General features: G+C 51.6%; 9 protein-coding genes. 1 reads left to right on the top strand and 8 read right to left on the bottom strand.

All coding sequences use genetic code 11. The features are described from left to right. Positions 1 to 89: 89 nt before the first annotated feature. Together EDM55_RS24640 and EDM55_RS24635 are read right to left on the bottom strand one after the other, a co-directional pair. Entirely contained in the window at positions 90 to 2,123 is a 2,034-nt protein-coding gene (locus EDM55_RS24640; RefSeq protein WP_122961615.1) for an ABC transporter ATP-binding protein, read from the bottom strand. 4 nt (positions 2,124 to 2,127) lie between these two features. Next, a complete protein-coding gene (locus tag EDM55_RS24635) occupies positions 2,128 to 3,879 on the bottom strand; it encodes an ABC transporter ATP-binding protein (protein ID WP_122961614.1) in 1,752 nt (583 codons plus the stop codon). 419 nt (positions 3,880 to 4,298) lie between these two features. Here EDM55_RS24635 and EDM55_RS24630 point away from each other — a divergent pair, with 419 nt between their 5' ends. Then, on the top strand, positions 4,299 to 5,657 hold the full coding sequence (locus EDM55_RS24630) for a TrkH family potassium uptake protein (protein ID WP_122961613.1): 1,359 nt from the start codon (positions 4,299 to 4,301) through the stop codon (positions 5,655 to 5,657). 48 nt (positions 5,658 to 5,705) lie between these two features. On the opposite strand, the gene EDM55_RS24625 is transcribed toward EDM55_RS24630, so the two are convergent. From EDM55_RS24625 to dhaL, 6 genes are all read right to left on the bottom strand, one after another. Then, positions 5,706 to 6,695, bottom strand: coding sequence for a tripartite tricarboxylate transporter substrate binding protein (locus tag EDM55_RS24625; RefSeq protein ID WP_092267191.1), 990 nt, complete (start codon positions 6,693 to 6,695; stop codon positions 5,706 to 5,708). 75 nt (positions 6,696 to 6,770) lie between these two features. Continuing rightward, a complete protein-coding gene (locus EDM55_RS24620; protein WP_092267193.1) occupies positions 6,771 to 8,276 on the bottom strand; it encodes a tripartite tricarboxylate transporter permease in 1,506 nt (501 codons plus the stop codon). Positions 8,277 to 8,294: 18 nt separating this feature from the next. Then, entirely contained in the window at positions 8,295 to 8,750 is a 456-nt protein-coding gene (locus EDM55_RS24615) for a tripartite tricarboxylate transporter TctB family protein (protein WP_092267195.1), read from the bottom strand. 102 nt (positions 8,751 to 8,852) lie between these two features. Then, positions 8,853 to 9,872 carry a LacI family DNA-binding transcriptional regulator gene (locus EDM55_RS24610; protein ID WP_122961612.1) on the bottom strand — a complete coding sequence of 340 codons (1,020 nt, stop codon included), beginning with the start codon at positions 9,870 to 9,872 and terminating at the stop codon, positions 8,853 to 8,855. Between the two features lie 163 nt (positions 9,873 to 10,035). Next, entirely contained in the window at positions 10,036 to 10,950 is a 915-nt protein-coding gene (locus tag EDM55_RS24605) for a dihydrodipicolinate synthase family protein (RefSeq protein WP_122961611.1), read from the bottom strand. Between the two features lie 39 nt (positions 10,951 to 10,989). Continuing rightward, positions 10,990 to 11,646: a dihydroxyacetone kinase subunit DhaL gene (gene dhaL, locus EDM55_RS24600; protein ID WP_092267200.1), complete on the bottom strand. Its 657-nt coding sequence runs from the start codon at positions 11,644 to 11,646 to the stop codon at positions 10,990 to 10,992. Positions 11,647 to 11,649: the final 3 nt, after the last annotated feature.

Here is an 11,649-nt window from a genome sequence, read left to right as displayed (position 1 = left end):
TGCACTCAATCGAAAAGCGGCCTTCCCTACTACTGAGGAAGGCCGCTTTCTTCTATATTATAGGACTGTTTTTGGCCATGCTCCCCGCTTTATGGCGACGTCAATGCCATGCCAGTAGACGCGTTTTCTCCCTGCTGCAATTGATACATTTGAAAATACTTCCCGCGTTTTGCCATCAGGTCTTCATGTCGTCCTCGCTCTACGATACTTCCCCGATCCAGAACAAGAATCTGATCCGCATTTTTGATCGTGGAAAGCCGGTGAGCAATGATGAAGGTGGTCCTGCCCTTTTTCACCACCTCCAGCGCCTGCTGAATGATCCCTTCCGTCTCCGTATCGATATTGGCCGTGGCTTCGTCCAGTACCAGAATCGCAGGGTCAAACGCAAGGGCACGGGCAAAAGAAATAAGCTGGCGCTGTCCGGCAGACAAGGTACTTCCCTTTTCGATGACCGGCTCGTCAAAACCATTTGGCAGGGTCCGCAGCAGCTGATCTGCCCCGACATCGCGCAATGCCTTTTCTGCCCTCTCCCGTGAGATCGAAGGGTCTCCCAACGTCACGTTGGACAGGATCGTCCCCGTGAACAAAAACGGATCCTGCAAAACGATTCCCATGTGCTGGCGTACCTGCTGCTTCGTCATTTCTATCACGTTGCGCCCGTCGATCATTACTGCGCCCTGGTTGACGTCATAAAACCGGAACAGCAAATTAATGATCGAGCTTTTTCCTGAGCCGGTATGACCGACCAGAGCGACTGTTTCTCCCGGCCACGCTTCCAAGGACACCTGCTTTAGAACGTACTGATTCGGTTGATAGGCAAACGAAACGTTGTCAAAACGGACATTTCCCTGATAGCACGCCGCTTTCCCACGATCGACCTCGATTCCTTCCTCGTCCAAGAGTTCAAACACCCGCTCTGCCGCAACGCGCGCCTGCTCCAGCAAAGCCAATTGATTGACGATTTGTGTGATCGGCTGAAACAGACGATTGAGATAATCGACAAATGCGTATAAGGCACCGAATGTGAAGAGCGTGCCTACTCCCGCCGATGCTCCGCCCACATACCAAATAAACAGGATAAAAGCGGTGTTTCGCAGCAGCTGCACGAGATTAAAAGAAGTGATGGAATTGAGTCGCTGCAGCTTTTTTTGGTAGGAAAATATCTCTTCATTCAGCTCGTTAAATTCCTCTTTGGTCTCCTTCTCCCGGCGAAATGCCTGGATGATCGACATCCCTTGAATGGACTCGTTGATCATCGCATTGATGTCGCTAAGCCTGCTGCGTATGGCGTGATTAAAAGCCGCAGCGTATTTGCGGTACAGGATGACCCAGACCACCATGATCGGCAAAAGCAGGAGACAGACCGATGCCAGTCTGACATCAAGGAGGAAGAGGGCGGTAAAAATCCCAATCAGATAAATGCTGCTGCTGAAAAACTGATCGAGCACTTTCGTAAACAGCTCACGCACTGCCTCTGTATCATTGGTGACGCGGGCCACCACTTTTCCTGCCGGCAGGTTGTCGAAATAAGTGATCGGCAGTCGCTGAATATGCGCAAACACATCGACGCGCAGCTTCTGGATGACCTGGTTCGCTGATTTTTGCAGCATGAACTTCTGCCCATAATGAAAGACAGAAGCCAGTATCAACAGCCCCATGTACGCTGCTGCCAGCATAATCAAGCCTTTGGTCTCCGGGCGAAAGAACGCGAAAACCTCGGAGTTGGTCAGTCTTTGTGCGGGATATTCTGCTGTCCTGCTGCTGCTTTTGATGGTTAGCTTCCCATTTTGCACCTCTCGTTGACCATCCTCTGCAATCGGCTGTCCGACGAAGTAATAGTCGCGGCCTACCTGCAGGACACGCACCTGCGCACCCGCTTTTTCCCCCTCGCTCAAATGATCCTGGCGTGTGTACCATTTTCCCTGATACAAGGCAGAATCCCCTCGCTGCGCAGTCTCGTACCAAGGCAGCTCAATCCCGAGAATATGGGTATCGATCATCTTTTTGGCCAAAAAGGGACCGGTCAGCTCGGCCGCCACCGCGATGGACAGCATGAGCAGCCCAAGCAGGATCGTTTTCTTAAATAAAGCCGCATAGCGAAATAGTCGCTTTCCCGTTGTCATGCAATCACTCGCCTTCCGTCAGTTGTGCCTCCATCTGTTGAAGCACGTACTGTTCCTTGTACCACCCGCCCAGCTCGATCAGCTGCTCGTGTGTGCCTTCCTCGACGATTTTCCCGTCTTCGAGCACCAGAATCCAATCCGCATGCTTTACCGCTGATAGACGGTGTGTCGTAATCAGCGTGGTCTTACCCGAGCGTTCCCTGCGGATATTGGCGATCATCTCCGCCTCCGTCTTTCCGTCAACCGCCGACATGGCGTCATCGAGAATCAGGATTTCAGGCTGAACCAGCAGCGCTCGGGCGATCGATACGCGCTGCTTTTGCCCGCCAGACAGTGCTACTCCTCTTTCGCCGACGAGTGTTTCTACTCCACCCTGCAAAAATTTCACGTCCTTTGCGAAGGCTGCCAAGCGCAGCGCCTCCTGCAGATCTTCCTCCGTACCTTCCTTTTTACCGAGCAGCACATTTTCCCGGACCGTTTTGGAGAACAGGATCTGCTCCTGAGGGACGTAGCCAATCCAGCGCTTGAGCTGATCGAGCGGTATTCTTTCCACTGGCGTTCCCGCAATCGAAATAGACCCGGTACCGAGCGGAAACTCTCGCAGCAGCTGTCGCACCAGCGTCGTCTTGCCGCTCCCGGTCCTTCCCACGATCCCCAGGGTTTGCCCCCGTTGCAGCGTAAAGGAGACTTCCCTGAGCGACTCCACATGCGCAGAAGGATAGCGGAAGGTGACGCGATCAAAGCAGATGGTCTCCGGACTTTGTGGCGAAACGGGCTGTGCATGGTCTGTCACGTCCGCGGGATACGCCAAGGTCTCGTTCACCCGGTCAAGTGAGGCACTTCCCCGCTGCATGATGTTGATCAGCTCGCCGATCGCAAACATGGGCCAGATGAGCATCCCCAGGTAGACGTTAAAGGAGATCAGCTCCCCCAGGGTCAGCTCCTGATGAAACACGAGATATCCCCCGTAAATCAATCCGATCATGTAGCAGATGCCGACCAAAATTTTGACGGTAGGCTCGATGAGGGAATCGACTTTCGCTACCGCGATGTTTTTTTCATAGACTTCTCTGGTCTTCGTACGGAAGCGCTTTTCATCTGCCGTCTCCTGTACATAGGCACGAACTACACGAACGCCAGCAACCGATTCCAGTACTTGATCGTTCAGCTCGCCAAAAGCATCCTGGGCCTGTGAGAATCGTTCGTGAATCTTCTTCCCGTAGCGATGAATCGCATACGCCATGAATGGAAGCGGCAAAATGGATGCCAGCGTAAGCTTCCAGCTGACGAAAAAGCCCATCGTCAAAATGATGACAGAGGTAAAGCTCGCGGAGTCCACCAGCGTCAAAATACCGAAGCCGGTCGTCATCGACACCGCCTTGAGGTCGTTTGTGGCCCGTGCCATCAGGTCTCCCGTTCGATTTTTCTGGTAAAAGGTCGGGGTCATTTTCAAAAAGTGAGTCATCAGCTTGGAGCGAAGCGAGCGCTCTGCCAGATAGGCACCTCCGAAAAGTTTGTTCACCCAGACGAGGTTCACCAAATAAAGAAAGACAGCTAGAGCTGCATAACCCATCACGATCTGTCCTAATCGCTCTGCTGTCATCGTCCCCATCTGAAGCTCGTCGATGGCGATTCCCACGATCTTGGGCGGAACAACCTCAAGGATCCCTCCCAATATCAACAGCGAAATCGCGATGATATACTGCTTTCTATGCTCGCGAAAAAACCAATTCAGCTTCGTCAAAACGGAAAACATCCGCTGTCAGCTCCTCTCATGAACAATCTGTACAAAAAAAGGCAGAACGCCCGTAAGCGATCTGCCTTTTCCTCTATGTAAATAGAAAAGCGCCGGTTACGAAGACAAGTAACCGACGCCTATATGAGAATATGCGTACAAAAATCTACACAACTCGCCCAGCAGGTGTGGTTACGTCATGTATGCAGTTTTGTGTGCAAGAAACATTCATCCAAATCATGACAACCCCACCTTTCGAGAAAATGTAGTTCATTTCCAATTTGATACATTCTGAACTTTATCATTCTTCCCACAGCACTGTCAACGTCTGATTTTACCTGTATCCCACAGCTGCGCAGGTCTTCCTGCCACCTATTTTGGCTTGCATGCTTTTTCTGGTATGATTACCCTTATGAGTATGAACCAGGGGGCCGTTCGTTTTGCTATCATCATCCCAAAAGCGTCGTTTGACATCTGTGCAGATCATTGTCTTTTTTTACGTGGGACTTATTCTCATTTCCACGATTTTGTTGATGCTGCCATTCTTTCATATCCCAGGAGCTTCGCTTTCCTTTATCGATTCGCTCTTCACCGCCACGAGCGCCATCAGCGTGACAGGGCTTACGGTCATCACGATCCACGAAGTCTTCAACGAATGGGGCCAGCTGTTCTTGACGCTCCTCTTTCAAGTGGGCGGGATCGGGATTATGACACTCGGGACCTTTTTCTGGCTGCTGCTGGGGCAAAAAATCGGGCTTGAGCAGCGCATCTGGATTGCGACCGACCACAACCGCTCCACGTTGTCCGGCCTGGTTGATCTGATGCGCAACATCCTCGTCATCGCGCTCATGATTGAGATTGTCGGTACGATTTTGCTGGGCACTCACTTTCTGATCGCCGGCTATTACACGGATTGGTACACCGCTTTCTACCACGGCTATTTTGCGTCGGTCAGCGCCTTTACAAATGCCGGCTTTGATTTGTACGGCAACTCCATGATGAACTTTACCCATGACTACATCTTTCAGGCGATCGTCATGATCCTGATCATCTGCGGAGCGATTGGGTTTCCGGTGCTGGTAGAGCTGAGAAGCTACCTGTCGTATCGCCGGGCGAAGCAGCGCTTTACCTTTACTCTGTTTACCAAAATCACGACGCTGACCTTCTTCTCCCTCATCGTCGCTGGCGCTCTGCTCATCTACCTATTTGAGCGCACCGCCTTCTTACAAGGTCAGACGTGGGATCAGGTTCTGTTCTACTCCTTGTTCCACTCTGTCTCTTCGCGAAGCGGCGGCTTGGCTACCATGGACATCAGCCTGCTCTCCACCCCTACGCTGATCATGCTGTCCGGGATGATGTTCATCGGAGCATCGCCAAGCAGCGTGGGCGGCGGGATTCGGACAACCACCTTTTTTGTCCTGATCGCAACGGTATTCGCCAATATGCGCGGGTTTAAAGACGTGAAGGTGTTCGGGAGAGAGCTCGTGGAGGATGACATCATGCGCTCGTTCATGGTCTTCTTCGTGGCGATCATTCTCGTCTTCACCGCCGTGATGCTGCTGGTCTGGCTGGAGGCCCTGCCCTTCCAGCACGTCCTGTTCGAGGTCTGTTCTGCCTTTGGTACGACAGGTCTGTCGACAGGGATCACATCGCATATCGGTCCTGGCGGCAAAATCATTTTGATCTTCATGATGGTCATCGGTCGGATCGGCATTATCAATCTGCTGCTGTTCCTGAAGCGAAAAGAGCAGATCGTTCGCTATCATCATCCGAAAGAGCGTGTGATCATCGGGCAGTAAGCAAAAGAAAAAGGCCTGTGTGATTTCCTTTCACACAGGCCTTCCCTGTTATTTCAGATCTAAGGTCGGAATAAAGTCAGAGAAGAATTTGAATTGCTGTTCTGCAAATGTCGTAAAGTCTTCCGGGGATTTGTACACGGCCGACATTCCCCGCTCATTCGCGAACTTCTTGAAATCATCGGACTCGACCGCTTCCTTCAAAGCATCTGCCAATACCTTTTTGAAGTCATCCGATGTCCCTTTCGGCAGGACAAAACCGCCCCAACCTACTACTTCGACATCAAAACCCTTTTCCTTCAAGGTCGGGATATCCGGAAAGTTTTTGTCACGCTCTGCACTCATGACTGCGAGTACCTTCAGCTTCTTTGCTTCCACGCCACTCTTCACTTCTCCCAGACTTACCGCTACCGCATCGACATGATTCCCCATCAACGCTGTCACGGCTGGCGCTGCACCGTCGAACGGAATATCGGTGAACTGCACGCCCGCTTTATTGGCAAAAGCAGTAGAAGCAATATGCCAAATGGAGCCTACTCCCGAATTGCCTACCTTGATCTTGCCTTGATTCTGTTTGGCATACTCTACAAATTCTTCGATGGTGTTATAAGGAGCGTCAGCAGGAACCGTAATCGCTGCGGGGATCATCGTCGCCTGGCCGAGCAAGTCGAACTTGCTTGGCTCAAGCTCTGACAGCCCCAGTGCTTTATGCATGGTCATCTCTACCGGTACATAGCCAAACGTGTATCCATCATTCGGGCTGGACTGGACAAAGGTCATACCCACCCCACCCGTTCCCCCTGTCTTGTTCACCGTTACAATCGGTACTTTCAGCTTTTCTTCCATGTTCTTTGCGATGATGCGTGCTGTGCTGTCAGATGCTCCTCCAGGTGCGTATGGAACGACGAGCGTGATTTCTTTCTCTGGATATTTTTTCGCTTCTGCCTGTCCGCTTTGTCCCCCGGCTTGCCCCCCTTGTGCGCTGCATCCTACCAGGAAAGCGATTGACAACCCGATCAGACCCCATGCAATCTTTTTCATCCCTTGACCCTCCCATTGGTGTTGTTTTCTACTTTCATACGACACTGCTGCAAAGCGCAAGTCTGCACTGTAGGACTACATTTCCACATCTGACGCGAATCCCGCTTTCTTTTTCTTCACTTCCGCAATGACGCTCAAGCATAAAACGATAAGCGACAGCACGAGCAGCGTGCCGGAGATCGGCCTCGCGAACAATTGCAGGACATTGCCATCGAACATCTTGATCGACTGAAGCAAAGAGTTTTCCATCAGCTTGCTGAGCACAAAGGTCAATACGATTGGTGCCATCGGGATGTCTAGTTTTTTCATGATATAGCCTGCGATCCCGAACACAAACATGACGCCAACGTCCCACAAGCTGTTGCTAACTGTATAAGCGCCGATGATTGATATGATGAGGATAAGCGGATACAGCAGCTTAGGCGGCACCGCTGCGATTTTCGCCCACATGCCTGCCATCGGGAGGTTCATGATCAAGAGAATGAGGTTCCCGATAAACATGCTCGCAATGATGGCCCATACGAAATCCGGGTTATTTTGAAAGAGTGTCGGTCCCGGCGTCAATCCATGCATGATGAATGCTCCGAGAATAATAGCGATGGTAGGGGAGCTGGGGATTCCCAGCGTAAATAATGGGATTAACGCAGCGCCGCAGTATGAGTTGTTCGCTGTTTCCGGCCCGGCCACGCCTTCGATGGCACCTTTCCCAAAGCGGGAAGGATCCTTGGCGATTCTTTTCTCCAAGGTGTAGGATAGAATCGCCGGTATCACTGAATTGGAGCCCGGGATCAGGCCCACGAAAAATCCCAGACCGGTTCCTCGCCCGATCGCATTCAGTGTCGGCCTCCACTCTTCCTTGCGTGGAAGAAGACCTTTTACTTTTCCCGGCTTATCCAGCTTTTGCAGATTTTCCATACCAAACAGGATTTCAGAGAGCCCGAACAAGCCCATCGCTACCGTTACGAGATCCAGACCGTTCATCAAGTGTGCTTCGCCAAATGTAAAGCGGACAGCGCCCGAAACGGGATCCATGCCGATCAGGGACAGAATCAAGCCGATAAAAGCAGCGATCAAGCCACGGATTAAGGATCGCCCCATCAGACCGATCACCATGATTAAGCCGAAAATCATGAGGGCAAAAAATTCGGGCGGCCCAAACTTGAGCGCCAATTCCGCCAATGCAGGACCGATAAAAGCAAGGCCAATAATCGAGATCGTCCCTCCAATAAAGGACCCGATCCCCGCGACACCCAAGGCAACACCCGCTCTTCCCTGCTTCGCCAGAGGATGACCATCGAGACAGGTAATGACGGACGCTGCTTCGCCTGGTGTGTTAATCAATACAGAGGTGATTGTGCCCCCGTACATGGATCCGTAGTAAATACCCGAAAGCATGATGATGGCCGATACCGGCTCCATTCCAAATGTCATGGGGATTAATAAAGCCGTACCCGTCGTTGGGCCGAGTCCCGGCAGAACCCCTACCAGCATCCCGACCGTAACCCCGATCAGGCAATACAAGAGGTTCCACCAGGTGAAGGCTGTCTCAAATCCACCGATCAGTTGTCCTAGTGCTTCCATCTTCCATCTTCCCCCTCCTTACCAGCCAAACATGTTAACAGGCAGTGGAATCGTAAAAAATGACTTAAAAACAAGGAACAGCACGATGGATACTCCTGAGGAGATTCCCAAGCCTGTGTACCATTTATACTCCCGGCGCAAAAGGATGAAGAGAAGAACCGTGCTGGCAATGATAAACCCCGTCACATTGACAAGGAGCATGAAAATGGCCACAGCAACGATGACGGACAAAACGTTCCCCATTTCCCGCCCTTTCGGTAAAATGTCTGCCCAGGTAATCACTTCTTTTTTGAAGGAGTGCCATATGTAGGCAATGCCGATCAACAGGAGAATTCCGCTTAGCCATATGGGAAACAGCCCTGGTCCAGGTCCGAACTTGGTGTAGTACTTCAGGGAAAACGATTGGATAAAGATTACCAAGGCAAAAAGAACCACGATGCCCCCGACCCATACTCCCGCATTTTGCCTTTTCATCAAACCACATCCTTATTGGGTTACGTTTACCTCTTTTCGAAAACGCTTTCAAATCTCTCTGCATCTCGCTCGTCAAAGTGAGGCGAATGGCCTGCGGCTCCCCTATTCCCCTTCTGGGCGTCTGGCACAGGATGCGCGTACTAGCAGTTCCGGCTTGATCACGATTTGCTTGGGTGGAAACGGCTCCTCCATCGTCAGACGGTTCTTGAGGATAATCGCTGCCTCTACTCCGATTCTCTTGAGCGGCTGGGTCATCAGCGTCAAAGGTGGCTGAATCAACTCCCATTGATTCACATCTCCGTAGGAAATGATGGAAATGTCCTCAGGAAAGCGCCAGGCTTGTTCCTGGATGGCTTTTAGCATGCCTACCGTCATGGTGTTGTTGCAGCAGTAGATGGCGGTCGGCGGGTCAGGCAAAAATAACAGCTCGATGGTCGCCTTGTAGGCATCCTCCGCTTTGAATTTCCCCGACACCAATAGCGCCTCATCATTGGAGCACGCAAAGTGCTTGAGTGCATCCACAGCACCCTCGTAACGCTCTTTTCCTATCGAGCTGTTCGTCGTACCGTAGATAACTCCGATCCGTCTATGCCCCAAAGAATGAAGGTAGGCGATGGATTCGTATGACCCGTAATAGTTGTCATCGACAATATAATCCGTGGTAATCCCCTCTACCTTGCGATCAACCAGGATGACCGGAATCTTATGGTCCAGAACTTTCTGAATCATATCGGCATTTCCGCTCGTAGGAACCAAAACCAGTCCATCCACTCGCTGTTCCAGAATCAGCTGCAGCAGCTCGCGCTCGGTATGGGGATCTTCATTGTGGCTCATGACCAGCATGTGATAATGGCTGGGACGGATCTTATCTTCGATGGTTTTTGCGATCGACATCATGTACGGATTGGAAATGTCCTGTACAATGACCCCAACCTTGTTTGTCTTGGATGCTTTCAGGCTGCGAGCATTGGCATTGACCTGATAGTTCAGCTCTGAAATCGCTTCGGTTACCCGGCTGTATATCCCGCTGCTTACATATCCTTTGTCATTCAACACTTTTGAAACAGTACCAATCGATACCCCGGCATGTTTTGCTACGTCTTTAATCGTGACCTTTTTCATCGATACCTCCAAAACATAGTAAAACGTTTCACAGCCATTATAGCATTCGCTGTCCGAAACGGAAATACAGCGACCCTGCGGCAACGGAGGCAATCTGCGTTATCGATTCCAAAGGGAAGAGACGGTACCATTGCTAGTGTAGGGACAGTCCGTCACGGATGTTCTACGACTGGTAGACGACTTCTTTCGAGGCTTCATCGAGCTGATGCAGACGCGCTTGCAAAGCCGCTTTCTCTTCTGCGGACAGGTCCAGCTGCGGCTCTCTCATTCGTCCTACCTCGATGCCTCTCATTCGCAGCGCTGCCTTGAAATAGGCCATGTTGCTGCCATTTTTCAGTGTTTCACAATACTGGATGGCGATTCGCTGCAGCTCTCTCGCCTTTTGCAGGTCGTTTTCTTGAAAGGCTTGGTAGAGTGCTACGAAGGGCTCAGGATATACGCAAGATACGCCCGATACCGTTCCTTCACATCCCATTGCCAGCCCAGCCAAGAACAAGCGGTCTGTCCCATGCGATACCGAGAAGGTGCCTTGATTGACGGCCAGGTACTCGTTCGTTCTCAGCATGTCCGGGTAGCTGTACTTAATCCCGATCACATTTTTGCAGCGACTCGCGATATTCTGGACGACTTCACTCTTGAGATCGTTTGCCGCACATTGCGGGATGTTGTAGAGATACACGGGAAAATCGGCCGGGACACTGGATGCGACGGCTACAAAGTACTCTTCCAGCTCTTTGTCTGTCGCACCGAAGAACACAGGGGTTACCACACCGACACCATCTGCTCCGATTTCATGCGCATGTCTGGCCAGCTCGATCGTGTCTTCCTGATTCATCGCACCGACATGGATAAATACGGTGACTCGATTTGCTGCTGCTTTCACGACCGTTTCCGCGACCCTTTTTCTCTCCTGCACCGACAAACGGAGCATTTCACCTGTTGTTCCCAATGGATAGAGGCAGTGAACTCCTTTGGAGATCAAGAACTCCGTCAAGTCTCTCATCCAATCATGATCCACCTGACCATCCTCACCAAACGGGGTTACCATCGCTGTCGTGACACCGTATAAATGCTTCATAACGTCATCTCCTCTTCTTCGTCTATTTCACGTACGTGCCTATTCCACGCAGCCGAGCCGCGCTGTGACTCCATCAGAAAAACCTTTAACCAGGAGAGCTCCCACTGCCGCGCCGGGGTCCTGATGACCAATCGAACGCTCCAGATACCTGGCTGCTCTGCCGTGTCTGGATTGCAGCTCTATCGTGTCCTTGGCGCCTTTGTCTGCCGCTTCGGATGCCGCCAGCAGCATTTCCCCCATAGATTTGCCCTCGCTATGTGCCACCTCCATCGCATCGACAGCCGGAACAAGCGAATCTAAAATCGTCTTATCTCCGACAATTGCCTTCCCTCGTTCCTTCAAGCCTTGAGCGATAGCCTGAAAAAGAGCGATGACGTCGACCGCGGTAAGCTCTGTTTTTCCCTGAATCGCTTTGCCCGCTCGGAACAGGGCAGATGACATCAGGGTTCCCATCGTGGAGGCTACAGCTTCCCCCATCTCCAACGCAGCGCTCATCAATGCCTTTCCGATGTCATCCCCTGTACAGGTACGCAGCTGGTCGTTGACCGCACGAAAGCCGTTAGACATGGTCAGCCCGATATCTCCGTCTCCCAGTGCACCATCCAATTGACAAAGAAAGTCTTTGTTCTCATCCATCCTCTTGCCGACTGCCTGCAAGATGGCCTGAATATCCTCAAACCCGAGAGCTTCTCTCACGCC

Origin of the sequence: Brevibacillus centrosporus (assembly GCF_003710815.1) — a bacterium.
Classification (GTDB): domain Bacteria; phylum Bacillota; class Bacilli; order Brevibacillales; family Brevibacillaceae; genus Brevibacillus; species Brevibacillus centrosporus.
Note: the sequence above shows the minus strand (reverse complement) of the source record. Positions and strands in the feature narration are given on the sequence as shown.